Annotated in this window: 25 protein-coding genes; 7 read left to right on the top strand and 18 right to left on the bottom strand. The window is 63.7% G+C overall.

Features of this window, described 5'->3' with window-relative positions:
• The first annotated feature begins 26 nt into the window (after window positions 1-26).
• The gene (locus tag AC0L2L_RS08480; RefSeq protein WP_473577484.1) at window positions 27-1,835 is read left to right on the top strand and encodes an NAD(P)-binding domain-containing protein; all 1,809 of its coding nucleotides are present in this window, start codon (window positions 27-29) and stop codon (window positions 1,833-1,835) included.
• A 201-nt stretch (window positions 1,836-2,036) separates the two neighbouring features.
• On the opposite strand, the gene tmpB is transcribed toward AC0L2L_RS08480, so the two are convergent.
• Window positions 2,037-2,627, bottom strand: coding sequence for a (R)-1-hydroxy-2-trimethylaminoethylphosphonate oxygenase (gene tmpB, locus AC0L2L_RS08485; protein ID WP_473577485.1), 591 nt, complete (start codon window positions 2,625-2,627; stop codon window positions 2,037-2,039).
• Window positions 2,624-3,775 (bottom strand): 2-trimethylaminoethylphosphonate dioxygenase, encoded by a 1,152-nt coding sequence (gene tmpA, locus AC0L2L_RS08490; RefSeq protein ID WP_473577487.1) that lies wholly within the window; start codon window positions 3,773-3,775, stop codon window positions 2,624-2,626. Before tmpA ends, tmpB begins: the two co-directional genes overlap by 4 nt.
• Before the next feature lie 111 nt (window positions 3,776-3,886).
• Here tmpA and AC0L2L_RS08495 point away from each other — a divergent pair, with 111 nt between their 5' ends.
• Window positions 3,887-4,771 (top strand): LysR family transcriptional regulator, encoded by an 885-nt coding sequence (locus AC0L2L_RS08495; RefSeq protein WP_473577489.1) that lies wholly within the window; start codon window positions 3,887-3,889, stop codon window positions 4,769-4,771.
• Between the two features lie 8 nt (window positions 4,772-4,779).
• Here AC0L2L_RS08495 and AC0L2L_RS08500 read toward each other — a convergent pair whose 3' ends face one another.
• Genes AC0L2L_RS08500 through AC0L2L_RS08510 form a run of 3 tightly spaced genes read right to left on the bottom strand, consistent with a single transcriptional unit; the run spans window position 4,780 to window position 6,235 of the window.
• Window positions 4,780-5,319 (bottom strand): GNAT family N-acetyltransferase, encoded by a 540-nt coding sequence (locus tag AC0L2L_RS08500; RefSeq protein ID WP_473577490.1) that lies wholly within the window; start codon window positions 5,317-5,319, stop codon window positions 4,780-4,782.
• A gap of 35 nt (window positions 5,320-5,354) precedes the next feature.
• Window positions 5,355-5,663: a hypothetical protein gene (locus AC0L2L_RS08505; RefSeq protein WP_027169056.1), complete on the bottom strand. Its 309-nt coding sequence runs from the start codon at window positions 5,661-5,663 to the stop codon at window positions 5,355-5,357.
• A gap of 5 nt (window positions 5,664-5,668) precedes the next feature.
• Entirely contained in the window at window positions 5,669-6,235 is a 567-nt protein-coding gene (locus AC0L2L_RS08510; RefSeq protein ID WP_473577492.1) for a helix-turn-helix domain-containing protein, read from the bottom strand.
• Window positions 6,236-6,388: 153 nt separating this feature from the next.
• Here AC0L2L_RS08510 and AC0L2L_RS08515 point away from each other — a divergent pair, with 153 nt between their 5' ends.
• Window positions 6,389-8,221: an ATP-binding protein gene (locus tag AC0L2L_RS08515; RefSeq protein WP_473577494.1), complete on the top strand. Its 1,833-nt coding sequence runs from the start codon at window positions 6,389-6,391 to the stop codon at window positions 8,219-8,221.
• Window positions 8,222-8,387: 166 nt separating this feature from the next.
• On the opposite strand, the gene AC0L2L_RS08520 is transcribed toward AC0L2L_RS08515, so the two are convergent.
• Window positions 8,388-9,179 (bottom strand): GGDEF domain-containing protein, encoded by a 792-nt coding sequence (locus AC0L2L_RS08520; RefSeq protein ID WP_027169059.1) that lies wholly within the window; start codon window positions 9,177-9,179, stop codon window positions 8,388-8,390.
• Window positions 9,180-9,302: 123 nt separating this feature from the next.
• Complete coding sequence (gene miaA / locus AC0L2L_RS08525) at window positions 9,303-10,247, bottom strand: tRNA (adenosine(37)-N6)-dimethylallyltransferase MiaA (protein WP_473577536.1); 945 nt, start codon at window positions 10,245-10,247, stop codon at window positions 9,303-9,305.
• On the opposite strand from miaA, the gene serB reads away from it, so the two are divergent.
• The gene (serB, locus tag AC0L2L_RS08530) at window positions 10,237-11,124 is read left to right on the top strand and encodes a phosphoserine phosphatase SerB (protein WP_473577496.1); all 888 of its coding nucleotides are present in this window, start codon (window positions 10,237-10,239) and stop codon (window positions 11,122-11,124) included. The two genes, miaA and serB, sit on opposite strands and share 11 nt — an antisense overlap.
• Window positions 11,121-11,693, top strand: coding sequence for a GNAT family N-acetyltransferase (locus tag AC0L2L_RS08535; protein WP_473577497.1), 573 nt, complete (start codon window positions 11,121-11,123; stop codon window positions 11,691-11,693). Before serB ends, AC0L2L_RS08535 begins: the two co-directional genes overlap by 4 nt.
• 46 nt (window positions 11,694-11,739) lie before the next feature.
• Here the strand turns inward: AC0L2L_RS08535 and AC0L2L_RS08540 are convergent, their stop codons facing one another.
• The 6 genes from AC0L2L_RS08540 to AC0L2L_RS08565 form a co-directional block, all read right to left on the bottom strand.
• Complete coding sequence (locus tag AC0L2L_RS08540; RefSeq protein WP_473577499.1) at window positions 11,740-13,260, bottom strand: DegQ family serine endoprotease; 1,521 nt, start codon at window positions 13,258-13,260, stop codon at window positions 11,740-11,742.
• A 263-nt stretch (window positions 13,261-13,523) separates the two neighbouring features.
• A complete protein-coding gene (locus AC0L2L_RS08545; protein WP_027168781.1) occupies window positions 13,524-13,709 on the bottom strand; it encodes a DUF2065 domain-containing protein in 186 nt (61 codons plus the stop codon).
• 5 nt (window positions 13,710-13,714) lie between these two features.
• Window positions 13,715-14,677 carry a protease modulator HflC gene (gene hflC, locus AC0L2L_RS08550; RefSeq protein WP_473577501.1) on the bottom strand — a complete coding sequence of 321 codons (963 nt, stop codon included), beginning with the start codon at window positions 14,675-14,677 and terminating at the stop codon, window positions 13,715-13,717.
• Window positions 14,677-15,774: an FtsH protease activity modulator HflK gene (gene hflK, locus AC0L2L_RS08555; RefSeq protein WP_473577503.1), complete on the bottom strand. Its 1,098-nt coding sequence runs from the start codon at window positions 15,772-15,774 to the stop codon at window positions 14,677-14,679. Before hflK ends, hflC begins: the two co-directional genes overlap by 1 nt.
• 246 nt (window positions 15,775-16,020) lie before the next feature.
• Window positions 16,021-16,539, bottom strand: coding sequence for a dihydrofolate reductase (locus AC0L2L_RS08560; protein WP_473577504.1), 519 nt, complete (start codon window positions 16,537-16,539; stop codon window positions 16,021-16,023).
• The gene (locus AC0L2L_RS08565; RefSeq protein WP_473577506.1) at window positions 16,539-17,555 is read right to left on the bottom strand and encodes a DUF4424 domain-containing protein; all 1,017 of its coding nucleotides are present in this window, start codon (window positions 17,553-17,555) and stop codon (window positions 16,539-16,541) included. The genes AC0L2L_RS08560 and AC0L2L_RS08565 overlap by 1 nt, the downstream gene beginning before the upstream one ends.
• Before the next feature lie 139 nt (window positions 17,556-17,694).
• Between AC0L2L_RS08565 and cobF the strand changes: the two genes are divergently transcribed.
• Window positions 17,695-18,459, top strand: a complete 765-nt coding sequence (gene cobF / locus AC0L2L_RS08570; RefSeq protein WP_473577508.1) for a precorrin-6A synthase (deacetylating) — start codon at window positions 17,695-17,697, stop codon at window positions 18,457-18,459.
• 122 nt (window positions 18,460-18,581) lie between these two features.
• Here cobF and AC0L2L_RS08575 read toward each other — a convergent pair whose 3' ends face one another.
• From AC0L2L_RS08575 to modA, 4 genes are all read right to left on the bottom strand, one after another.
• Window positions 18,582-18,923: a winged helix-turn-helix domain-containing protein gene (locus tag AC0L2L_RS08575; RefSeq protein ID WP_473577510.1), complete on the bottom strand. Its 342-nt coding sequence runs from the start codon at window positions 18,921-18,923 to the stop codon at window positions 18,582-18,584.
• A gap of 88 nt (window positions 18,924-19,011) precedes the next feature.
• A complete protein-coding gene (modC, locus tag AC0L2L_RS08580; protein WP_473577512.1) occupies window positions 19,012-20,124 on the bottom strand; it encodes a molybdenum ABC transporter ATP-binding protein in 1,113 nt (370 codons plus the stop codon).
• Entirely contained in the window at window positions 20,121-20,825 is a 705-nt protein-coding gene (modB, locus tag AC0L2L_RS08585) for a molybdate ABC transporter permease subunit (RefSeq protein ID WP_027168773.1), read from the bottom strand. Before modB ends, modC begins: the two co-directional genes overlap by 4 nt.
• A gap of 22 nt (window positions 20,826-20,847) precedes the next feature.
• On the bottom strand, window positions 20,848-21,642 hold the full coding sequence (modA, locus tag AC0L2L_RS08590) for a molybdate ABC transporter substrate-binding protein (protein WP_473577513.1): 795 nt from the start codon (window positions 21,640-21,642) through the stop codon (window positions 20,848-20,850).
• Between the two features lie 165 nt (window positions 21,643-21,807).
• On the opposite strand from modA, the gene AC0L2L_RS08595 reads away from it, so the two are divergent.
• A complete protein-coding gene (locus tag AC0L2L_RS08595; protein ID WP_473577515.1) occupies window positions 21,808-22,017 on the top strand; it encodes a TOBE domain-containing protein in 210 nt (69 codons plus the stop codon).
• Between the two features lie 46 nt (window positions 22,018-22,063).
• On the opposite strand, the gene AC0L2L_RS08600 is transcribed toward AC0L2L_RS08595, so the two are convergent.
• Window positions 22,064-22,858 carry a thymidylate synthase gene (locus tag AC0L2L_RS08600; protein ID WP_473577516.1) on the bottom strand — a complete coding sequence of 265 codons (795 nt, stop codon included), beginning with the start codon at window positions 22,856-22,858 and terminating at the stop codon, window positions 22,064-22,066.
• Window positions 22,859-23,026 lie beyond the last annotated feature (168 nt).

The raw sequence follows: 23,026 nt of genomic DNA on the forward strand, positions 1-23,026 counted from the left end.
AGCGATCCAAAACCCGGAGGAAACTGATGCTCGAGAGAACACCCACCACCAAGGCGCAAGCGCTGCTCGACAGGTTCGGCAAGGCGCTGGAAGCCGGCGACATCGACAGCGCCGTCAACTGCTTCCAGGCCGATTGCTACTGGCGCGACCTCGTCACCTTCACCTGGAACCTGAAGACGATGGAAGGCTGCGACCAGATCCGAGACCTGCTGCAGGCGACGCTGGCCGACACCAATCCGACCGGCTGGGCGGTGGCCAAAGGCGAGGAAGCGAGCGAGGACGGCGGCATCATCACCGCCTGGATCACCTTCGAGACAGGTGTGGCGCGCGGCTTTGGCCTTGTGCGGTTCAAGGGCGACCTGATCTGGACCCTGCTGACAACGATGGCGGAACTGAAAGGCCATGAGGAGAAGGCGGGCTTCACCCGCCCGCTCGGCGCCAAGCACGGCCACGGCAAGGGCCGCAAGACATGGCGCGAGGAGCGTGACGACGAAATGGCCGAGCTCGGCCATTCCCGGCAGCCCTATGTCGTCATCATCGGCGGCGGCCAGGGCGGCATCGCGCTTGGTGCCCGGCTGAAACAACTCGGCGTGCCTGCCATCATCGTCGAGAAGAACGAGCGTCCGGGCGATTCCTGGCGCCGGCGCTACAAGTCGCTCTGCCTGCACGACCCGGTCTGGTACGATCACCTGCCCTATATCGACTTTCCGAAGAACTGGCCGGTTTTCGCGCCGAAGGACAAGATCGGCGACTGGCTGGAGATGTACACCAAGGTGATGGAGCTGAACTACTGGTCCTCCACATCAGCGAAATCCGCCAAATATGACGAGAAGGCCAAGGAATGGACAGTCGTCGTCGAGCGCGACGGCAAGGAGATCGTGCTGAAGCCCAAGCAGCTGGTGCTGGCGACCGGCATGTCGGGCAAGGCGAACTGGCCGAAATACAGAGGCCAGGACATCTTCAAGGGCGAGCAGCAGCACTCTTCGAACCATCCCGGCCCGGACAAATACCGTGGCAAGAAGGTGGTGGTCATCGGTTCCAACAACTCGGCTCACGACATCTGCGCGGCCCTTTGGGAAGGCGGTGCCGACGTGACCATGGTGCAGCGCTCATCCACCCACATCGTCAAGTCGGACACGCTGATGGATATCGGTCTCGGCGCCCTCTATTCGGAGCAGGCGGTCGAGAACGGCATGACGACGCGCAAGGCCGACATGATCTTCGCTTCGCTCCCCTACCGCATCCTGCACGAGTTCCAGATTCCGCTCTACGAGCAGATGAAGGAACGCGACGCGAAATTCTACGAGGACCTGGAAAAGGCCGGCTTCATGCTCGACTGGGGCGATGACGGCTCAGGTCTGTTCATGAAGTATCTGCGTCGCGGCTCCGGATATTACATCGATGTGGGCGCCTGCGACCTCGTCATCGACGGCTCGATCAAGCTGAAGAGCGGCCCTGGCGCGGCAGTGCAGGAACTGACCGAAACCGGCGTGAAATTCATCGACGGCACCGAATTGCCGGCCGATCTGGTGATCTATGCCACCGGCTACGGCTCGATGAACGGATGGGCGGCGGACCTCATCTCACAGGAAGTGGCGGACAAGGTCGGCAAGGTCTGGGGTCTCGGCTCCGCTACCACCAAGGATCCGGGTCCCTGGGAAGGCGAACAGCGCAACATGTGGAAGCCGACGCAGCAGGAAGCGCTCTGGTTCCACGGCGGCAACCTCCACCAGTCGCGCCACTACTCGCAATATCTGTCACTGCAGCTCAAAGCCAGGCAGGTCGGCTTGCCCACTCCGGTCTATGGGCTGCAGGAGGTGCACCATAAGGGATAGACCGGTTTCCGAATCGCAATCCGGCAACGGCGCAGGCCTAGCGCCGTTGCCGGATGAGGTATCGCCTACGGCCGCCGCGAGGTGCTGGCGCGCTCCCACAGGCCGGAACGCGCTGCATCCGTCTGGCTGATATGCCACCAGTGCGCGTTGGCCGTCGAAGCAGAAACACATTGGCTTTCCCCTGCCGGACTTTGCCGCCGGTTAAGCAGCCTTTGCAGCGGCGAATTTTTTCACCACGCGCTCCATCAAGGGCACGTAATCGCGAAAAGCGCGCGTCTTCATGTCGGCGACCTTGCCGCCCTCGTCCCAGATGCGCACGCGCACCGCTTCCTCGTGAAACGGATTGCGGCGGAACTCCGCCACCTCTTCAGCGCTCATCGGTCCGCCCTGCAGCGACAGCGTGTGGACCGAGGCCGGCGACAACTTGCTGAAATAGGTCGGGTCGGTGGCGCAGAGATAGCGCTTGGCCGAGACATGCAGCCTGACGCATTCGACGATGACCGGTGGGAAGAAAGGCGCAAGCACCTCGCCGCCGGCCTCGTCATGGTGTTTGTCCTCGACGTCGTCGGGCGAATAGGTGCCGAATTCGCTGGTGTAGTGGCCGATATCGTGCAGCAGCGCTGCTGCCACAAGCTCCTCCGGCGCGCCGTCCTGCTCGGCCAGCCACGCGCCCTGAAGCATATGCTGCGACATGGTGACCGGCTCGCCGAGGTAGGATTCGGCGCCGCGGCGCTCGAAGATATCGGCGATGAATTCGACGATGTTGCCTGTGTTCAATTCGCTCGGGTTCATTCGGCCGCCTCCTTGAAATCGTGTTCGATCGCCGCCAACGTCGACAGCAGCCCATCCTTGTCGGCGTAGCAGCCTTGCAGCCAGCGCTTGCCACTGCCTGAAAACGCCCTGCGCGCATGCATGACGCGCGTGTTGTCGACGATGAAGGACTGCCCCGCTTCGAGCTTGAAGATCACCTCGAAGGCGGGATCCTCGATCAGCTCGGCGAACCGGCGGTAGGCTGCGTAGTACTTTTCCATCTCGACGAACGGCACATCGACGACCGGCGACAGCGAGCGGTTGTTGAAGCGGATGCAGATGAGCTCGCCATCGGGTCCGAGCTCGATCATCGGCCGCTTGGACTGCAGCCGCACGCCCGACGAGCCGGCATATTCGAAGCGCGCCGGATAGGAAGAGAGTAGCCGGAAACCGTCGGGGTTTTCCGCCTGAAGTGCTGCCGCCACGGCAAACCCGTCGACGACGCTGGATTCGCCGCCTTCGACCGTGTTCTCGACGCAGGCGAGGATCTGCAGCGTCGGCACCGGGTCGCGGTAGGGATTATCGGTATGCGCCTGCAGGCCGAGATTGGTGTAGGCGAGATTGTTGGGATTGACCTCGGCGCGCACCTCGAACCAGCGCCCATAATTGGTCTCCCTGATATAGCCGAAGAGGTCGGCCACCTTGCACAGCGCGCCGGATTCGGCAGGCAGGCCGTCCATGACGGCAAAGCCGTAGCTGCGCACCGCGGCCAACCACTGCCGCAGCACGTTGCTGTTACGGCTGGCCTCGGCATAGGCCGCGCGCGGCACCGAACTCTGCATTGTGGCTTTCGTCCAGCGCTGTATTTCGCTTCCCGTCCAGCCGGGCTCGCGAGCCTCCTGGCGATCGTAAATGTGGCTGCGAAGCCAGCCGGCGGGAAAGCCGACGGTTTTGCCTTCGGGAACGAACGTGACTTTGAGAACCCCGCCCTCGATCGAGGCCGCGCCGATCCGCGTCTCCGCCGGAATGTCGAGGATGGTGATCAGCCGCTGGCCGTTGCCGGCGCTGCGCGTCTTGTCGTCCAGCGCATTGTCGCGCAGCCACATGGCGTGGAAGCGGCTGCGCGCTCCATCCTGCCAGCCAAGCGCGATCGTTCGTCCCTCGTCGTCCAGCGTTACCCTCGTCAGCATGTCCCGGAAGCTCCGATCTTCTACCCGCCGCTGCGAGCATGGATTGCATGCTGACTTCACCGAAGGCATAATTCAAATTATCGTTTTATGGGTAATGACGCTGAAATTGTAATGGCTGGAAAAGCTTTCGATCCGATGCCTCCCCTGGACTGGCTGCGCAGTTTCGAAGCTGCCGCGCGCCTGTCGAATTTTACCGCCGCAGCCGCCGAACTCGGCCTGACGCAAGCCGCCGTCAGCCAGCACATCCGTTTCCTGGAAGAGCGGCTTAGGACGCGATTGTTCACGCGCCTGGCGCGCGGCGTGGCCTTGTCGCCGGAAGGCGCGGCCTACCTCCCGCACATCCAGTCGGCGTTCGCGACCATCGGCAACAGCACGAACGAGTTGTTCGAGCCGCGCGCGGTGCAGACCGTTTCGGTCCGGGTTCCGATCTCGTTTGCCCTTCTGGTGCTGGTCCCCGCCCTGCCTGACCTGGCAAAGGCGCTGCCGCAGGTCCAGCTCGATCTGGTGACCATCCATCGGCCGACCGACTACGATCAGCCGGGCTCGGCGCTCGATATACGCTTCGGCAACGGATCCTTTCCCGGCCGCGATGCCGACAGGCTGACCGTCGAGCGGCTTGTCCCGGTCGCGGCTCCGATGCTCGCCCGTAATCGTGATTGGACGTCGTTGCCGCTGCTCCTGGTGGCAGGCGCGCGCGAGATGTGGGCGGAATGGTTTGCCGCCGCGGGGCTTGCAGGTCATTCCAGGCGCTCACATCGGTTCGACAGTTTCGTCGCCGCCATGGAAGCGGCGAAGGCCGGTGCCGGAGCGCTGCTGGGCTCAAGGCCGCTGGTCGACACCGCGCTCAGGGACAATGTTCTCGTCAGGCTTTCGGATTTCGAGCTTTCGAGCCCATCGGGCCATTTCCTGACAAGACCGTCATCGTCCCGGCTATCCGGCGCCGAACAGGATTTTCGCCGCTGGCTTCTGTCGCGAGTCGCCGAGATTTCAGGATGACGGCGGGGTCAGGATAGCGTGGGAGGCGCTGTTCCTATCCGCTTCCAGTAGATGAGGGTGCCGGTTAGCCCGCCATGCGGCTTCAGCGCGTAGTCCGGGATCTCGCCGGTCAAGGTGAAACCAAGTTTCTCATAAAGCCCGGCCGCACCCTCTTCGCTTGCCGTATCCAGCACCAGCAGCGTGCGGCCTTTCCCGACGGCGAGTTCCTCCGCTGCGCGCATCAGACGGGTCGCGACGCCTTTGCCGCGATGATCCCGGCCGGTCATCAGCTTGGCGATCTCGGCGCGGTGCGGTTGATTGGGCGGAAAGTCGAGGAGCAGCGTGACAGTGCCGGCAAGCACCTCGCCATCCCATGCGCCCAGCACCGCCCTTTCGCCGCGCGCAGCCGCGTCAAGCGACTTGCGCCAGAAGTCCCGCGCTGCTTCCGTCGACAATGGATGCATGAAGCTCACCGATCCGCCGGCGCCGACCGTTTCGACCAAAAGTTCGGCCAGCAGTTCGATGGTTGCCGCGTCGTCGCTCAGCGCCCGGATTTCAAGGGAGTTCATGCTGGTGCTCTCCAGGTGATGAGGCATCGGGGAGATCATTCGAAATGGCTGGTCGGTCTGCGCCGCCGCGCCCGCCTGATTTCGGCGATACGCTCCGCGTCGTCCTCGCTGAGATGGCGGCCGCGCTCCAGGATCTCGAGCGTATATTCCTCATAGGTCAGCCCGAGCCGCCCGGCCCTTTCCAGCCGCATCAGCATGACGGCGTGGCTTGGCGCCTTCCAGGCCTTGTCGTGGGCAGCTCGCCAGGCGAGGAAAATATAGGCATCGCCCTTGCCCCAGGGAGGGCCGTCATAGTCGTCGAGCGGCGGCCCGCCATTGTGCGAGCGTTTTGGTCGGCGAGACATCGCAATCAACCCCTGACCAGCGCCACGAGGTATTCCGCCGCATCCGGTCCGGGAGCATGAAAGACGCAGTCCGAAGGCGCTCCCAGCGCCAGGCAGTCGCCGGGCTCAAGCTTGTGCAGCACATCGCCCTCGGTGAAATCCAGCCTTCCGTCGATCAGCCATATCTGCTGCTTGATGAACACATAGGATGCCGCCGGAAGACTGACCTTGGCGCCTGCCGGCAGGCTGACCCTGATCAGCTCGAGCGGCATCTGCGATGCCGGCGACAGATGCCGCCTGATGTAACCGGTTGCCGGATCCTGCCAGACCGGCTGCTCGTCCTTGCGCGAAACGCCGCCGCCTTGCATCTCGGCCCGCGCGATCAGCGTCGACAGCGTCATGCCGAAGGCCGCCGCGATGCGCACGAGGAGTGCCGCTGTCGGACTGGCCGTGCCGCGTTCGATGGCGCTCAGCATTGCCTTCGAGACGTCCGAGCGCTCCGCAAGCTCGGCCAGCGACCAGCCCCTCTCCGTCCTTTCGGAGTGTATCCGCCTGCCGATCGTGGCGGTAATGTCATTCGATATATCGTTCATTCGTCCAATATATCGGAATTTCGCAAGCTGAGAAGAGGCTATTCGATCGAATTGCCGCGGCCGACTTAACGCCGCCTACACCATTCGACCTCACCTGACTTTAACCCCGATTGGATAGGGTCGGCGCTCGAGGGGAATGGGACAAGAACAGCCATGTTTGTCGAACGCGAAGCCTCTGTTGGCGAACCGACCTCGCAGGAGCGCCGCAATGCCCTGCAGACCGACAAGCGCATTCTCGGCAATGTAGTGCAATGCGACGGCGCACGCGCCACCATCAGCGCCTATGCCGAGGATGCGGACGGCACGGTCACTGGCCAGTGGACGGTCGGCAAGATGATCTCCATCAGTCTCGGCGACACGCGCACGGTCGGCCTTGTCTACGAGATCGGCAAATCGGATCGCGCCTGGAGCAACGAAGGCCAGAACCCGATCGAGGTCAGCATCGAGCTGATCGGCGAAGTACGCGACGGCGCCGAGCCGGGCGCCAAGCCGGTTTTCGACCGCGGCATCACCGCCTATCCGCATATCGGCGCCATCGCCCATCGCATCCGCACTCGCGACTTGCAGGCGGTGTACGATCTGGCCGGGCGTCATTCGGTCACCATCGGCACGCTGTCGCAGGATGAATCGATCGACGCCAACATCGCCATCGAAGACACGCTGGCGCGCCATTTCGCCATCGTCGGCACCACCGGCGTCGGCAAATCCACGGCGGTCTCGCTGCTGTTGCGCAAGTCGATCGAGGCACGGCCGGACCTGCGCGTGCTTATCCTCGACCCGCATAACGAGTTCGCCGCCTCGCTGCCGGAATATTGCGTCAAGGTCGATTCCAAGACGCTGGACCTTCCGTTCTGGATGTTCAGGCTGGAAGAGTTCGCTGAAGTGCTGTTTCGCGGCCGCGAGACGGTCCCCGAGGAAGTGGATGTCTTGCGCGACCTGATCCCGGCCGCCAAAAACCTCTACCGCAACCCGAGTTCCGGCACCTATGTCAGGCGCGGCAGCGATGCGCTGACGGCGGACACGCCAGTGCCCTATCGCATTGCCGATCTCATCAAGCAGATCGACGAGCGTATGGGTATGCTTGAAAGCAAGAACGACCGCCCGACGCTGAAGTCGCTGAAGACGCGTATCGAATCGGCGGCTTCAGATCCGCGCTATCGCTTCATGTTCAATTCACGCCTGATCGAGGACACGATCCACGAAACGATCGGCAACATCTTCCGCGTCCCCAACCATGGCCGTCCGGTAACCTGCTTCGAGATGGCGGGCATGCCTTCGGAGGTCGTCAACTCGGTCTGCTCGGTGCTGGCGCGCCTGGCCTTCGATCTGGCCCTGTGGAGCGAGGGCCGGCTGAAGCTGCTCCTGCTTTGCGAAGAAGCGCACCGCTACATGCCGGCGGATCCGCGCCTCGGCTTCGCGCCGACCAGGCACGCGCTGTCGCGTATTGCCAAGGAAGGCCGCAAGTATGGCTGCTATCTGGGCGTCGTTACCCAGCGCCCGGGCGAGCTCGACCCGACCATCCTGTCGCAGTGCTCGACCTTCTTCGCCATGCGGCTTGCCAACGAGCAGGACCAGGCAATCATCCGCTCGGCGATCGCCGACTCCTCGGCCTCGACATTGGCCTTCCTGTCCTCGATGGGGCAGCGCGAAGCCATCGCCTTCGGCGAAGGTGTGGCGACGACCATGCGTCTGAAGTTCGAGAAGCTGGCGCAGGAATTCATCCCCGGCACCGCGAAAGGCGAGCAGGTCGAGCCCTCCGTGGATGGCAACGATGTCGATCTGGCCATGATTGTCGAGCGGCTTCGCAACGTGCCGAAACCGCAGCAGGCTATGGCCTTCGCCGAGGTGGTGGACTCCTCCCGCCAGGCCGGCGACCCCGACTATAAGAAGCCGGCCGGAGCGGCGCGCGCGCAGCCGGACGACGACTTCGACACACGCTACGGCCTGAAGCCCTCAACCTTCGGCATGCGCCAGCTGAACGATTGAACGGCCAACCTCGCAAGCACAGCCAAATTCCGAACAGGAATTCATCAGGCCGGATCGAATAACGTGGCTTTCGAGAAGCCGGAGCGGAGCGGACATTCAGTCCGTGAGCACCGGAAGTCGAGAAAGGCGCGTTAGTCGACCGGTCTCATGAATTCATGTCGGAATTTTAGGCGCAGACGCGGTTGCGGCCTTGCTTCTTCGCCTCATAGAGCTGGCGGTCGGCGCGTCGGTAGAAATCCTCCGCGCTCTCCTTGTGATCCCAGACGGCAAGGCCGACGCTGGTGGTGACCTTCAGCCGCACATTGCCCGACAGGATCGACATGCCGGCGATCGCCTTGCGGATGCGCTCGGCGAACCGGGCAAGCAGCTCGACATCCATGTTGGGCGTGACCACGGCAAACTCCTCACCGCCCAGCCGCGCCACCACGTCGTGATAGCGCGTCATGCCCCTCAGGCAGGTGGCGACGGCCCTCAGCACCTCGTCGCCGACGTCATGGCCATGCGTGTCGTTGACCTCTTTGAAATGATCGAGATCGAGGATCATCAGGCCGACCGGCCTGTCGATGCGGCGAAACTCCTGGAGATATTCGCGCAGCGCATCGTCGAAATAGCGACGGTTCTGCATGCCGGTCAGACCGTCGGTGAGTGCCGCCTGCTCGAACGTTTGCGAACGGGCGCTGAGCGAAACCGTCATGGCCCTTAGCTTGCCCTCTTCCCGCACCTGGCCGCGGATCAGCGGGTAGATGAAGAAGGTGCCGAAGAACAACGCGGTCGCCAGCAGCGCCCCGGTAACGAACAGCAACTTGTTGAGATAGATGATTTTGTCGACGCGCGATGTCGCGTCGAGGTCGGTGGCGATGGCCTGCAACTGGCCATAGGCATGGAAGGTCACCAGGCCCGCGGCCAGGATCACGAAAATAAAGACGAAAAATGCGGATTCCGCCTTATGGAAACGCATCAACTCCCCGCGGCACTGCAACCGTTCGGTTATGGCATGGCGGACCTTACGGACCGTTAACCGGAACAACCTTGGCGGGAATTAGAGCTAAGGATTTTAAGGCTCTGATTGAAAAGGTTTTAGTCACTCCTGAACAGGCAGCTCATCGCCTAGCCGAAGCCTGCGCCACTCCGCGCCCAGTTGGTGCCTGAACCATGTCGACTGACGCTTGGCGTACTGCCGGGTCGCGATCTTGGCGCGTTCGATCGCTTCGGGAAAACCCGACTGTCCGGCCATCGCAGCCTGCAGCTCGCGCACCCCGATCGCTTTCATTGCCGGCAGGTCAGGGTCGAGGCCGAGCGCCGTAAGCTGCCGCACTTCGTCAGCAGCGCCCTTGTCGAGCATCTGGTCGAAACGCGCCTCTATGCGCCGGACCAGTTGCTCCCGGTCCGGTTCGATGACCAGAAAGCGCGCGCTGTCGCGATCGATCAGCGGACGGCCGCGCGTCGCCTGCCATTCAAGGATCGAGCGCCCCGAAGCGTCGAGCACTTCGAGTGCCCGCACGATACGCTGGCCGTCGGTCGGCCTCAGCTGCATGGCCACGCTCGAATCCTCGTGCATCAGCAGGCGATGCAGCCTTTCGGCGCCCTGTTCCTTGAGTTCGTAGCGCCAGCGCTCGCGAACGGACGGTGGAATGTCCGGCATGTCCGAGATGCCTTCGGCCAACGCGCGGAAATAGAGTCCGGTGCCGCCGACGAAAACGACCGGACGACCCGACAGGACGCCGTCTTCTATCAGCTTCGTCACATCACGCAGCCAGGCGCCGGTCGAATAGGCCGTGGAGGGATGCACATGGCCGTAAAGGAAATGCGGCACACGCGCCATTTCGGCGGCGCTCGGCCGCGCCGTCAGGACATCGAGGACCGAATAGCCTTGCATAGAATCGGTGTTGACGATGACGCCGTCACCGCGTTCGGCGAGATCGAGCGCCAGCGCCGACTTGCCGCTGGCTGTCGGCCCGGCTATCAGGATCGCATTCTTGACGCGGCCTTCGCCCGCCTGCCTGCCGGAATGTTCGATGCCGCTGATTGCCACTTTAGTGTCCCGTCCAGAAGCCCGCGCCGTGCCGGCCTCGCTTGCGAATATGGCCTTGCGGGCCGCCGGCGCAAGCGCCGTTCATTGGCTGGCTGAAGACGTTGCCTGCGATCTCGTTTTGCCGCGGACGCCGGATATCGGCGAAATGACCGCCAATCTGCGCGCCGCATTGGCCTCCGAGCCTATCGACGTCATCGTCCAGCCCGCCGACGGCAGGCGGAAGAAGATCCTGCTCGCCGACATGGATTCGACGATGATCGACCAGGAATGCATCGACGAGCTTGCCGACGAAATCGGCGTCAAGGACCATGTGGCGGCGATCACCGCGCGCTCGATGAATGGCGAGATCGCTTTCGAGCCTGCCTTGCGCGAGCGCGTCGCCTTACTGAAAGGCCTCGACATCGCGGTGGTCGACCGCATCACCGCCAACCGGCTGACGCTCGCCGCCGGCGGCCGCGCTTTGGTGTGGACGATGCGCGCCAACGGCGCCTGGACGGCACTGGTCTCGGGCGGCTTCGACGTCTTCACCAGCCGCGTCGCCGCCATGCTGGGTTTCCAGGAAAACCGGGCCAACCGCCTGATCGAGCAAGACGGCAAGTTCACCGGCATGGTGGCCGAGCCGATCCTCGGCCGCGCCGCAAAGGCCGAAGCGCTGCTCGACATTGCGGCCAAGCTTAACCTGACGACCGAGGATGCCGTCGCGGTCGGCGACGGCGCCAACGACCTCGATATGATCCGGCTTGCCGGCACCGGGATCGCCCTGCACGCCAAGCCGGTGGTGGCGGAACAGGCGCGGATCCGCATCGACCATGGCGACCTGACCGCGCTGCTCTATCTCCAAGGCTACCGCAAGGAAGAGTTCGTCGAATGAAGCCGATCCGCACCGAGCGCCTCATCCTGCGCAACTGGGAAGACCGCGACCGCGAGCTTTTCCACCGCATCAACTCCGACGAGCGCGTGATGGAATTCTTCCCGTTCCGACGCGACCGCGCCGCTGCGGACGCCAAGATGGACGAGTTCCGCGCCTGGATCGATGAGGATGGCTACGGTTTCTCCGCGGCCGAGATTGCCGCGACCGGCGAATGCATCGGCTTCGTCGGATTGCTCGAAACGGAAGACATAGACGTGCTGGCGCCGGGCACGATCGAGATCGGCTGGCGGCTGGCGCCCGAATTCTGGGGTAAGGGCTATGTCACGGAGGCGGCCGAAGCCTGGCTCGACTATGGCTTCGAAACGCTTGACGTCGGCGAAATCGTGTCGTTCGCAGTTCACGACAACCATCGTTCAATCGCCGTCATGAAGCGCCTCGGCATGCGCGCCGATCCCGATGCCGATTTCGATCATCCGAGCGTCCCTGACAGCCATCCGCATCTCAAGCGCCATGTCCTCTACAGGCTGTCGCGCGAAGACTGGCAGGCACGAAAAAGGGCGGCTGGCTAGCCGCCCTTTTTTATTGAACATCAATCGGTTGCCGAGCTTTCCGGAATCAATCCATCCGGATCGTCACGAAGCGCAGTTCGCCGGTCTTCGAGGCCAGCATCAGCAGCGCGTTCTTGCGGCCCTGTTCCTTCAGCGCGCCGATCCGGTCCATCACGTCCTTCGGCGTGCCGACCGATTCCTGAGCGATCTCGGTGATCACCTCGCCGGGCTGGATGCCGCGCTCGGACGCGGCCGAATCCTTGGCGACATCGGTGATGACCACGCCGGACACATCCGCCGCGATGCTGAACTTCTGCCGCGTCTGGTCGTTGAGCTCGCCGATCGTCATGCCGAGCACCGAAGCCGTCGATACCGGCGGCGTTGCCTTGTTGTCGCCCTTGTCCTGATCGGTGTTGCCGTTCTCGCCGCTGGCCAGCTTCTCGCCGTCCTCGAGCCGGCCGAGCGTCACCTTGACGGTCTGCTCGACGCCCTTGCGCACGATGACGACGTCGACCGCCTTGCCGACCGGGCTTTCGGCGACAACGCGCGGCAGGTCGCGCATTTCATGAATATCCTTGCCGTCGAACTTGATGATGACGTCGCCGGCCTGCACGGAACCGTTGTCGACCGGGCCGCCCTTGATGACGCCGGCTACCAGCGCGCCCTTGGCGGTCGCCATGCCCAGGCTTTCGGCGATGTCGTCCGTCACCGGCTGGATACGTACGCCGAGCCAGCCGCGCCGCGTCTCGCCAAACTGGCGGAGTTGATCGACCACGCCGGCGGCAAGCTGCGAGGGGATGGAGAAACCGATGCCGATCGAGCCGCCCGACGGCGAGATGATCGCCGTGTTGATGCCGATGACCTCTCCCTCTGCGTTGAACAACGGGCCGCCGGAATTGCCGCGGTTGATGGCGGCGTCGGTCTGGATGAAGTCGTCATAGGGGCCCGAATTGATGTCGCGGTTGCGCGCCGAAACGATGCCGACCGTCACCGTGCCGCCGAGGCCGAACGGATTGCCGATCGCCATCACCCAGTCGCCGACGCGCATCTTGGTGGAATCGCCGAACTTCACCGCCGTCAGCTTGTGGCCCTTCGGGTCGACCTTGAGCACCGCGACATCGGTTTTGGTGTCGGTGCCGACCAGCGTCGCCTTCAGCGTGATGCCATCGGAGAAATTCACCTCGATATCGTCGGCATCGGCAATGACGTGGTTGTTGGTCACCACGATGCCTTGCTCGGCGTCGACGACGAAGCCGGAGCCGAGCGACTGCACTTTCTGCCCGGCACCCCCCTTATCGCCGCCACGGTTCTTGAAGAAATCGTCGAAGAAGTCCTGGAACGGCGAGCCCTCGGGCAGTTGCGGCATCGGCACCGCGCCAGGCCCCTCCGTGCCTTTCACCGTCTGCGAGGTCGAAATGTTGACCACTGCGCCAAGCAGCCGCTGGGCAAGATCGGCGACCGAGGGCGGCCCGTCGGAGGCGATCGTCGGCGTGACAAAGGACGGGACGGCAACAATGCCGACCGCGAATGCGGTGGCGCCGGCGAAGAAGGTGCGCCGCGCCGCGCGCAATAGGGTGTCGGATATCATCGTGGCCTCCGGGTGTTTTCAAGAAAGGAAAGGCGCGCTTCCGCAGGGACGCCTGTCCGGTCCATGTTGGCAAGAAATACGGCACGTTTGCGGCTATAGCTATCGGCGAAGGATAAATCGTCAATCGTCGCGGTACTAGGGATGATGCCGAAAAGTGCGAAGCGGTTTTCGGACGACATCATGCCCTCATCTCTTGGATTTAGAGACGGATTCAGATTTCAGGTCGATTCGACCTGAAATCATCCGGCTCTAAGGAATTTCCATCAGCCGCGAACCAGCCAGACGATGGCGACGCCGACGGCGATTGCGGCCAACCCCCCGATCCGCAGCGCATTCTCGGGTATAGACAGCACTTCCGTCGCCAGTTTCCGGGCCAGGCCCGGAAACCCGCCATAGACCAGGCCCTCGATCACCAGGACAAGGCCGATCGCCGCGACAAAATCCTGCACCGCCGCTACTGGGCGGTGCTGGGTTGCGCGGCCGGCGCCGCCGGTTGCCCCGTTCCAGGTTGCGACGCCGCCGGCTGGCCGGGCTGAGGCTTGCTGCCCGGATCGCGGAAGTAGCGGAAGAATTCGGACTCAGGCGAGAGCACCATCGTTGTTCCGGTATTGTCCAGCGCCGTGCCGTAGGCATTCATCGAGCGATAGAAATCGAAGAACGCCGGATCGCGCTTATAGGCGTCCGCGAAGGTCGCGCTGCGCTGCGCCTCGCCCTCACCGCGAAGGATCTCCGATTCCTTCTGCGCCTCGGCGACGATCTCGACGACCTCGCGGTCGGCCCGCGCCTTGATGCGTTGCGCCGCCTCGTTGCCGCGCGCCCTGAGACGCTCCGCCTCGGCCAGGCGCTCGGCCTTCATTCGGTCGAAGGTCTGCTGCGAGACCTCCGCCGTCAGGTCGGTCCGGCGGATACGCACATCCTCGATGTCGAGGCCGAGCGACGTCGCATCAGGGCGAAGCTGATCGCGCACCTCGCGCATCATGACGCCGCGTTCCTCGGAGAGCGCGGCCTCGAAGTCACGCAGGCCGTAGACCCGGCGCAGCGCCGCATCGAGACGCGTCCTCAGGCGAGCCTCGGCCAGTTCCACCTGACCGGACACCGCGGCGCGGAAGGTGCGCGGATCCGAGATGCGGTAGGCGATGAAGGCATCGACCTCGTAGAACTTGCCGCCCGAGACCTGGACGCGGATGTTGTCGAGGTCGAAGCGCATCACGCGCTTCTCGACCATCTGCACGCTGTCGGCATCGAAGAAGGCGAACGGCGCCTTGAAGTACACCCCGGGCTCGGCCTTGACGTCGATGATCTCGCCGAACCTCAGCACGATCGCCTGCTGGCCGGCACTGACCACGAAGATCGAGGAGTAAAGGAGGAACAATAACACGGCCGCGATGACGGCGATGATGGGAAGACGGTTGGCCATCACTGGTTACCTCCCAGCACCGGCGCCGGCGGCGCTTTCGGTTGCAATGCCGGCAGCGGCAGGTAAGGCAGCACGCCTTGACCGTTGCCTTGCTCGACGACGACCTTGTTGGCGTCCTTCAGGATCCTCTCCATGGTTTCGAGATAGAGACGCTTGCGCGTGACGTCGGGCGCCTTGGCGTATTCGTTGTAGACGGAGATGAAGCGCTGCGCCTCGCCCTGCGCTTCCTGCACGACGCGGTTTTTGTAGGCTGCAGCGTCCTCGCGGACCTGAGCCGCCTGGCCGCGCGCCTGGCCTAGCTTCTGGTTGGAATACTGGTTGGCCTGCTCGACGAACTTGTCCTCGTCCTGCTCGGCGCGCTGCACCTCGTCGAACGCATCCGCGACCTCACGCGGCGGGGCGGCGTCCTCGATCGAGACCGCATTGACCTGGAGACCGGTTTTGTAGCCGTCGAGCGTGCCCTGGATGATCTCGCGCACGCCGGTTGCAATACCCTGGCGGTCGTCGCGGAAGATGTCCTGCGCCGGACGCCGGCCGACGACTTCGCGCATGGCGCTTTCGGCCACCTGGGTCAGCATGCCGTCAGGGTCGGAGACGTCGAACAGATAGGCCCTGGGATCGGAGACCTGGTAGGCGACCGAGAACTGCACGTTGACGATATTCTGGTCGCCGGAGAGCATCAGCCCGGAGCCGCTGGTCGTGCCGCCGCCGACGCTGACGAGCTGCTCGGAGATCTTGGCGGTCTCGACCGTCTCGATCGGCCACCAGTGGAAATGCAGGCCGGGCTGCGAAAGCTCGGCCTTCGGCTGGCCGAAGCGCAGCTCGACTGCAACCTCGTCGGGCTGCACGGTGTAGATCGCCTTGAAGGCCCACAGCACGACGAGTGCCAGCGCGATCAGTCCGAGCACGGCCGGACTGGCGCCACCGCCGCCCGGAAGCGCGCGCCGCAGCCTGTCCTGGCCGCGGCGGATGATATCTTCAAGATCGGGAGGCGAACCCGGCGGGCCGCTTGGCCCTTTCGGTCCCTGCCCCCAGGGCCCCTGATTGCCGCCGCCGCCCCATGGGCCGCCGCCGCCGCTTTTGTCGTTCCAGGGCATGAATGTCCTTTCGCTTCGGTTCCCACAGGCCTTGCGGCGCAATTCTAGCGCATGACCCCGAAAACCGAAATTCGCTTTCGGAAAGGAATTATACGCCAAATCAAAGTTTTACAGCATCCTTTTGCGCGTCCGGTTGGACGCGCGGCGCTGCAACGTCGTTCTTCTATAGGGACGCCTTGGCACGCTTTCAACGCGATGTGCCACCGCCACCGTCCGATTTGGGCCGGTAGCGACCGTTTGTCGTCGTCAATGACGGTCGCGACGACGCTCATAGACGGTATAGCGCGTCGCGTGGCTGTCTTTCTCGCCTGCCGGAAAATCCTCAGCGAGGACTATCTTCCAGACATTTGGATCGATCGGCGGGAAATGCGCGTCACCATCGACCTTGGCGAGCACATGCGTCACATGCAGCCGGTCCGCAACCGGCAGGGCCTGGGCATAGATCTCGCCGCCACCCACCACGCAGATCTCCTCGGCGCCCGCCATGCAACGGCCGCGCACCTTGGCCAGCGCGATCGCATCATCCAGCGAGTGGGCCACCTCGATGCCCTCGGCCTGCCAAGCCTTGTCGCGCGTCACCACGATGTTGAGCCGGCCGGGCAGCGGCCGGCCGATGCCTTCATAGGTCTTGCGGCCCATGATAATCGGCTTGCCCATCGTGTCGGTCTTGAAGCGCTTGAGATCCGTGGAAAGCCGCCACGGCAGGCCGCCTTCGCGTCCGATCACGCCGTTTTCGGCGATGGCGACATAGATCGCGATGTCCATCAGCCGCCGTTCCCGCCATTGTCCGACGGCACGAGCAGCAGGATGTCGATGTCGCGCTCGGGATAGAAATCCCTGGCTGTCATCTCGAACGTCGTTGGCCCGACCTTTTTGACATTGTCGCCGCAGAAGGAGACGAGGTTCTTGGGGCTGCCCTTGTCGATGGTCAGCTTGAAGTTGCCGATGGTTCCGGACGCCCAGTTGCCGCCAGTGGTCAGGATATAGGCGATGCGGCTCTCGTAATATTTCGGATAGCCGTCCGGATTCGCCTTGGCCGCCTTGCGCACCGCGTTCTCGAATACCTGATCCATGCAATAGCGGGTCTTGTAGGTATCGTATTGCGGGCTCTGGAACTGGCCATCGGAAAAGAAGCTGACCGAGGACGTGCCGCCGACGCTGGGCTTGTAGCGGTGCGAAACGTGGACCTCCTTGTTGGCCGGGAAGGTCGAGCGCCACCAATAGGTCGAGCGCAATTGCCAGAACGGCACATAGGTGGTTTGCATGCCCGAGCCGTCATCGGCGGTATCCTCGATGATGATGCCGCGGTCTTCCCAATCCTTGGTGACATCCTTGGGCAGCTTCGCCAGCGCCGCCTTGGCGGCATCGCCGAACGGATAGAGCGGCACGTTCTGTGCCTTGAGGTCCGCGGTTATGTCGATGCCGAGCGCCAGGGCCTTTTGCTCCAGTTGCGGCTTCGCATCGACGCCATCGATCGTCACCTCGAAGCCTAGGAAATTGTCGCTCTGCGCTTCCGGTATCGCCGGCATCTCGTTCGGATCACCCTCGATGTCGGGCATCGGGAACGCTACGATAGAGCTGACATCCTTGTCGGTGTTGTTGCGGAAGACATAGTCGACCGTCACCTTCTCCGGCGAGATGAAAAGGTCCTCGCTTTGCATGGCGACGGCGTCGCTGCGCGACAGGATCAGACCGCCGGTGCCGAGCTCGGCGACGGAATCATTGGCGAAGGCCGGCGCGGCCATGACTGCCAGTGCTGCGGTCAGTACGGTGCGTAACATGGACCCCTCCTCGACGGCGATACCGGGACCAGCCGGATACGCCCTTCCATCTACCCGTTTCAAGTCGGCGTTTCAAAGCCCTTCATGACCCGCACCGGGACTTCTGGACAGCGCGCCGCCGATCGGGCAGGAGATCGCCATGCGCAAGCTTCTCGTCATCGGCATAGGCGCCGGCAATCCAGATCACATGACGGTCCAGGCCATCAACGGCCTGAACCGCGCCGACGTGCTGCTCATCCCCGACAAGGGGGCCAGGAAGAACGAACTCGCCGATTTGCGCCGGCAGATCTGCGACCGCTTCGTGACCAATCCGAAATCGCGCCGGGTCGAGTTCGACGTACCGGTCCGGGCCGAGCCGACATCGTCCTATCGCGTGACCGTCGACGACTGGCATGAGGCGATCGCCGAGATTTATGAGACGCTTATCCGCGACGAGCTTGCTGAAGATGGCTGCGGCGCCTTCCTGATCTGGGGCGACCCGTCACTCTATGACAGCGCGCTGCGCATCCTCGAACGCGTTCGCCTCAGAGGCAATGTCGGTTTCGAGCTCGAGGTCATCCCCGGCATAACCGCGATCCAGGCGCTCGCCGCGAGCCATGCGACCGCGCTCAACCGCATCGGCGATTCGATCCTGGTCACCACCGGCCGGCGGCTGACGGAGGAAGGCCTGCCGGCCAATGCCGGCTCGGCGGTGGTCATGCTCGACGGCAAATGCGCCTTCAACACGCTGGCCGACAAGGATGTCTTCATCCAGTGGGGCGCCTATCTCGGAACGCCGGACGAAATCATCATCGCCGGCCGGCTGGGCGATGTCGGCGCCGAGATCGAGAAAGTCCGCGAAGAAGCCCGGGCAAGGAAGGGCTGGATCATGGACACGTATCTGCTGAGGAAATTAGGGGAGTGAGGCAGTAGGCAGTAAGGCAATAGGGGGACGCACATCGCGTGCGCAGGCACTCCGGGACGTCACACCCTACTGCCCTACTGCCCTACTGCCCTACTGCCCTACTGCCCTACTGCCCTACTGCCTCATCCCGCATCGATCTCCGACTGCAAGGCCTGCATATGCACGGCGGCCGCCGATGAAGCGGCTCGCTCTATGGCACGGAACCTGCTGACGACCGCCAAACCCACCGATGTCAGTTGTGCGCCGCCGCCTTTGCGGCCGCCGGTCTGCGCCGCGACAAGCGGCTTGCCAAACACGCGGTTCATGTCTTCGACAAGATCCCAAGCATGCTTGTAGGACATGTCCATGCCGCGTGCCGCGGCCGAGATCGACCCAAAGGCGGCGATCTGCTCCAGAAGCTCGATCTTGCCCGGGCCGATCCGGCCGTCGGGGTCGAGATTTATCCGCAGGCTGAGCGACGGCATTTCATCTCCTCGGATTTCACGGCACGACAATAGTCCCTATGAGAGGGAAGCGCTATTCCAAATATACATAGCGACATGATCGGACTGCTCAAACGTCGGCTTCGGCCGGCAGCCCGGCGCCAGTGTTTGCGCGATCGAAACTCACGGTCTTGATGACCACAAAGACCTGGCTTCCCAGCTTGAGGCCAAGCGTCTGCCGCGATTGTTCGGTGATGCGCGCGACCACGACCGCGCCCTGGCAATCGACGCCGACTTCGACCTCGGGCCCCTCGCCCGGTTTCATGCTGACGATTGTCCCCGGCAAGATATTGAGCGCGCTGAGACCAGCGGGTCTCTCGACGCCGATCATCACGTCGCGGGCGCGGATGCGGATGCGCACCGGAGCGCCGGCCGCCCTCGCCAGTTTCGGCACGCGGATCTCGCCGGCCTGCGAGGCAAGCACCGTCATGCCGAACGTCTCGTCGTGGCGCAGAACCTTGGTGTCGAGCACCGCTCCGCCCTCGCCGCGCTCTTCCGCCGGCAAAAGGTCCAGCCGCCGCATGATCGCCTCGGTCGGGCCTGCGGCCGCGACCTTGCCCTGCGCAAGCACCACCACGTCGCTCGCCAGCCGCGCCACCTCGGCGACGGTATGGCTGACATAGACGATCGGGATTTTCGTCTCGTCGCGCAGCCGTTCGACATAGGGCAGGATCTCGGCCTTGCGCGCCTCGTCGAGCGAGGCGAGCGGCTCGTCCATCAGAAGCAGTTTCGGGCTGGCAAGCAGCGCGCGGCCGATGGCGACGCGCTGCTTTTCGCCGCCCGACAGTCTTGCCGGCCGCCGGTCGAGCAGGTGGCCGATTCCGAGCAGGTCGATCACCGCATCCATTTTGGCGTAGCGCTCGGAAGACGGCGTGAACCAGCGGCCGTAGCGCAGATTGCTGGCGACGCTCATATGCGGGAACAGCCGCGCATCCTGGAACACCATGCCGATCCGCCGCTTGTGCATCGGCACGAAGATACGCGCGGCGGTGTCGACCAGCACGCGCCCATCGACGGCGACGCGGCCCTCGTCCGGACGGACCAGGCCGGCGATCAGGTTTATCAGCGTCGACTTGCCCGAGCCCGACGGCCCGAACAGCGCCGTCAGCCGGCCGGCGCTCTCGAAGCTTGCCTCCAGGGCGAAGTCGCCGAGCCGATGGCGGATATCGACGGAGAGCGTCATTCGATGTCCATCCGCCGGCCGACGCGCCGCGCCAGCACTTCCGAGGCGATGAGCGCGACCATCGAGATGGCGATCGAGATCAGCGTCAGCCTGAGCGCGCCTTCATCGCCGCCAGGCACCTGCGTGAACGTATAGATCGCCGAGGGCAGCGTCTGCGTTTCGTTGGGGATGTTGGAGACGAAGGTGATGGTGGCACCGAACTCGCCCATCGCCTTGGCGAAGGAAAGGATCGCGCCGGCGATCAGGCCGGGCAGGATCAGCGGCAGCGTGATGGTGGCGAACACCCAGAGCGGATTGGCGCCCAGCGTGCCGGCCGCCGCCTCCATCTTGCGATCGACCGCCTCGATCGACAGCCGGATCGCCCGTACCATCAGCGGAAAGCCCATGACGCCGCAGGCGAGCGCAGCACCCGTCCAGCGGAACGAAAAGACGATGCCGAAATGCTCGGCCAGGAAGGCGCCGGCCGGCCCGCGCCGGCCGAAGGTAAGCAGGAGCAGGTAGCCGGTCACCACCGGCGGGAGGATCAGCGGCAGATGCACCAGACCGTTAAGCAGGGTCTTGCCCCAGAAACGCCCCCGCGCGAGCAGCAGCGCGAGCAGGATACCGGGCGGCAGGCTGGCGATCATCGCCACAGTCGCCACCTTGATCGACAGCCGGACCGCATTCCATTCGTCGGGAGTGAGGTCCAGCAGCCAGTTCATGATTGTGTTTGCGCGGTCTTTCTCAGTTGCTCGGCGCGAGCACCGTAAAACCCTGCTCCTTGAAGAGGGCGGCGGCTTTGGCCGACTCGACGCATTTCAGGAAGGCAGTCGTATCCTTGTCCTTCGAATCCGCGGTCTGGGCAATCGGGTAGATGATCGGCGGATGCGAATCTTCCGGGAAGGTGCCGACGACCTTGACGCCCTTCTCGGCATGCGCGTCGGTAGCGTAAACGATGCCAAGCGGGGCTTCGCCCGTCGACACCAGCTTAAGTGCCGCACGCACGTTCTCGGCCTGCGCGACCTTGCCCTCGACCGACGACCAGACGCCCAGCGATTCCAGCGCCGCCTTGCCGTATTTGCCGGCCGGCACGGCCTTGAAGTCGCCCATGGCAAGCTTGCCGTCGCCGATGAGCTTGGCGAGGTCGAAGCCTTTCTCGATCTTGGCCTCGACCGTGGAATCCCTCGGCGCCACCAGCACGATCTGGTTGCCGAGCAGCTTCACCTCGGTATCCGGCTTGGTCAGCTTCTTGTCGGAGAGATACTTCATCCAGTCGAGGTCGGCCGAGACGAAAATATCGGCCGGCGCGCCGCCTTCGATCTGCTTGGCCAGCGCCGAGCTCGCAGCGTAGGAAATGGTCGCGGCCTCGCCGACTTCCGGCTCGCATGCCTTGTTGACCGCGTCGAGCGCGTCCTTGAGGCTGGCCGCGGCAAATACGGTCACCTTGCCGTCGGCATGGGCCGCCGGCACCGCGGCCATCAGCATTGCCGTCAGACAGCCAACGGCGACCGCCTTCAATCCAAAACCCTTGCCGGTCACGAAGGTCTCTCCCTGGTTTCAAATCCGTACGGCCAAAGCCTTGGATCGATATATCCGGATGAACATAACAAGGGAAGGCTTTTCGCCTGTCGTGGCATTGTGCGCCGGCCGGGTCTCAGCCTACGATGAATGCGAAACGGCACGGCGAGGCTCAAGGAGAGACGCATGAAGATCAGCGCCCGCAACATCCTCAAGGGCAAGGTCACCGAGATCGTCAAGGGAGCCACCACCTCGCATGTCAGGATCGACATCGGCGGCGGCGCGATCGTCACCGCGTCGATCACCAACGAGGCGGCCGCCGACCTCGCGCTCGAAAAAGGCAAGCAGGCCTATGCGGTGATCAAGGCCTCGGACGTCATGGTCGGCATCAACTGACAGAACGGCGTTCGACCATGCAAGCGCCGCCGGAAGCGCCTTGGCATCAAACGGCGATGGGCGCCTTGATGCTGGCATCGGCGAAATAGTTTTCGAGGCGGAAATCCTCGAAGCGGAAGGCGAAAAGATCCCTCACCTCCGGATTGATCCACATCGTCGGCAAGGCCTTGGGCGTGCGCCGCATCTGCTCGCGCGCCTGCTCGAAATGGTTCGAATAGAGATGCGCATCGCCAAGCGTATGGACGAAGTCGCCGGGCTTTAGCCCGGTGACCTGCGCCACCATCAACGTCAGCAAGGCATAAGAAGCGATGTTGAACGGCACGCCGAGGAAGATGTCGGCCGAGCGCTGGTAGAGCTGGCACGAGAGCCGGCCTTCAGAGACATAGAACTGGAACAGGCAGTGGCAGGGCGGCAGCGCCATCGCCTCGACTTCGGCCGGGTTCCAGGCCGACACGATCAGCCGGCGCGAATTAGGATTCTTGCGTATCTCCTTCAAAAGATTCGCAATCTGATCGATCCCGCCGCCATGGCCGTCCGGCCACGAGCGCCACTGCTTGCCATAGACCGGCCCGAGATCGCCGTTCTCGTCGGCCCATTCGTCCCAGATGGTGACGCCGTGGTCATTGAGATATTTGATGTTGGTGTCGCCGGCCAGGAACCACAGAAGCTCGTGGATGATCGACTTCAGGTGCAGCTTCTTGGTGGTCGTGACCGGAAAGCCGCGCGCCAAGTCGAAGCGCATCTGGTAGCCGAACACCGAACGCGTGCCGGTCCCGGTACGGTCGCCGCGGTCGGCGCCGTTCTCCAGCACATGGTTCAGGAGGTCGAGATATTGGCGCATCGGCTTTGCCTCGATTCGGCTAAAGCACAATCATACCTGACTGACGACCGGTCGAACACCGCAAAGGATGTGGATCGCGCCAAAGACCCGCGGTGGGGGGGGGGGGGGGGGGGGGGGGGGGGGGGGGGGGGGGGGGGGGGGGGGGGGGGGGGGGGGGGGGGGGGGGGG

The organism is Mesorhizobium sp. WSM4832 (assembly GCF_055811115.1).

What these genes read in the sequence shown, in the direction of transcription:
- AC0L2L_RS08480 (WP_473577484.1), top strand. Translation starts at nt 27, where the DNA reads ATGCTCGAGAGAACACCCACCACCAAGGCGCAAGCGCTGCTCGACAGG.
- tmpB (WP_473577485.1), bottom strand. Translation starts at nt 2,627, where the DNA reads ATGAACCCGAGCGAATTGAACACAGGCAACATCGTCGAATTCATCGCC.
- tmpA (WP_473577487.1), bottom strand. Translation starts at nt 3,775, where the DNA reads ATGCTGACGAGGGTAACGCTGGACGACGAGGGACGAACGATCGCGCTT.
- AC0L2L_RS08495 (WP_473577489.1), top strand. Translation starts at nt 3,887, where the DNA reads ATGGCTGGAAAAGCTTTCGATCCGATGCCTCCCCTGGACTGGCTGCGC.
- AC0L2L_RS08500 (WP_473577490.1), bottom strand. Translation starts at nt 5,319, where the DNA reads ATGAACTCCCTTGAAATCCGGGCGCTGAGCGACGACGCGGCAACCATC.
- AC0L2L_RS08505 (WP_027169056.1), bottom strand. Translation starts at nt 5,663, where the DNA reads ATGTCTCGCCGACCAAAACGCTCGCACAATGGCGGGCCGCCGCTCGAC.
- AC0L2L_RS08510 (WP_473577492.1), bottom strand. Translation starts at nt 6,235, where the DNA reads ATGAACGATATATCGAATGACATTACCGCCACGATCGGCAGGCGGATA.
- AC0L2L_RS08515 (WP_473577494.1), top strand. Translation starts at nt 6,389, where the DNA reads ATGTTTGTCGAACGCGAAGCCTCTGTTGGCGAACCGACCTCGCAGGAG.
- AC0L2L_RS08520 (WP_027169059.1), bottom strand. Translation starts at nt 9,179, where the DNA reads ATGCGTTTCCATAAGGCGGAATCCGCATTTTTCGTCTTTATTTTCGTG.
- serB (WP_473577496.1), top strand. Translation starts at nt 10,237, where the DNA reads ATGCCGCTGATTGCCACTTTAGTGTCCCGTCCAGAAGCCCGCGCCGTG.
- AC0L2L_RS08535 (WP_473577497.1), top strand. Translation starts at nt 11,121, where the DNA reads ATGAAGCCGATCCGCACCGAGCGCCTCATCCTGCGCAACTGGGAAGAC.
- AC0L2L_RS08540 (WP_473577499.1), bottom strand. Translation starts at nt 13,260, where the DNA reads ATGATATCCGACACCCTATTGCGCGCGGCGCGGCGCACCTTCTTCGCC.
- hflC (WP_473577501.1), bottom strand. Translation starts at nt 14,677, where the DNA reads ATGGCCAACCGTCTTCCCATCATCGCCGTCATCGCGGCCGTGTTATTG.
- hflK (WP_473577503.1), bottom strand. Translation starts at nt 15,774, where the DNA reads ATGCCCTGGAACGACAAAAGCGGCGGCGGCGGCCCATGGGGCGGCGGC.
- AC0L2L_RS08560 (WP_473577504.1), bottom strand. Translation starts at nt 16,539, where the DNA reads ATGGACATCGCGATCTATGTCGCCATCGCCGAAAACGGCGTGATCGGA.
- AC0L2L_RS08565 (WP_473577506.1), bottom strand. Translation starts at nt 17,555, where the DNA reads ATGTTACGCACCGTACTGACCGCAGCACTGGCAGTCATGGCCGCGCCG.
- cobF (WP_473577508.1), top strand. Translation starts at nt 17,695, where the DNA reads ATGCGCAAGCTTCTCGTCATCGGCATAGGCGCCGGCAATCCAGATCAC.
- AC0L2L_RS08575 (WP_473577510.1), bottom strand. Translation starts at nt 18,923, where the DNA reads ATGCCGTCGCTCAGCCTGCGGATAAATCTCGACCCCGACGGCCGGATC.
- modC (WP_473577512.1), bottom strand. Translation starts at nt 20,124, where the DNA reads ATGACGCTCTCCGTCGATATCCGCCATCGGCTCGGCGACTTCGCCCTG.
- modB (WP_027168773.1), bottom strand. Translation starts at nt 20,825, where the DNA reads ATGAACTGGCTGCTGGACCTCACTCCCGACGAATGGAATGCGGTCCGG.
- AC0L2L_RS08595 (WP_473577515.1), top strand. Translation starts at nt 21,808, where the DNA reads ATGAAGATCAGCGCCCGCAACATCCTCAAGGGCAAGGTCACCGAGATC.
- AC0L2L_RS08600 (WP_473577516.1), bottom strand. Translation starts at nt 22,858, where the DNA reads ATGCGCCAATATCTCGACCTCCTGAACCATGTGCTGGAGAACGGCGCC.